The organism is Novosphingobium endophyticum, assembly GCF_014640675.1.
In the GTDB taxonomy this organism is placed as follows: domain Bacteria; phylum Pseudomonadota; class Alphaproteobacteria; order Sphingomonadales; family Sphingomonadaceae; genus Novosphingobium; species Novosphingobium endophyticum.
Window position 1 is genome coordinate 1 of record NZ_BMHK01000121.1, and the last position, 512, is coordinate 512.

General features: G+C 59.4%; 1 protein-coding gene. It reads right to left on the bottom strand.

The genetic code is table 11. The features are described 5' to 3' along the window. Nucleotides 1–20: 20 nt before the first annotated feature. On the bottom strand, nucleotides 21–512 hold a 492-nt coding region (locus IEX32_RS20515), incomplete at its 5' end, for an IS630 family transposase (protein ID WP_188773371.1).

Here is a 512-nt window from a genome sequence, read left to right on the forward strand (position 1 = left end):
CTAGTACCACGCCACAGAGATTATGACTCTTTGACGGGGTAGGCCTTGCGGAGTTTTTCGCGCGCCGTTTGGGTCGTGAACATCCATTGGATCTGGGCTCCTTCGGCATTGCGCCGTTGTTCCCAGGCGGCGACCTCGGCGATGATTGTGTCCTTGTCATCGATCCGACGATCGAGGCACTGGCTGCGCAGAACGCCGATTTCGATCTCGACCATATTGAGCCAGCTGGCGTGTTTGGGGGTATGGTGGAACTCGAGCCGCTTGAGCACCCGGCGCGCCTCGGGTGCGGGGAAGGTGTCATAAATCGCGCCGGCCGAATGGGTGGAGAGATTGTCCATCACCACGCGGACGATCGGAGCATCGGGATAATCGATATCGACCAGTTCGCGCATGCAATGAGCGAAATCCTGGTTGGTGCGCCGCTCTGTGACCTTCACCCTTCGCCAGGGACGGTGCGCGTCGAGGAAGACGAACAGGTTGAGGGTGCCGTTGCGCTTGTACTCGCAGTCATA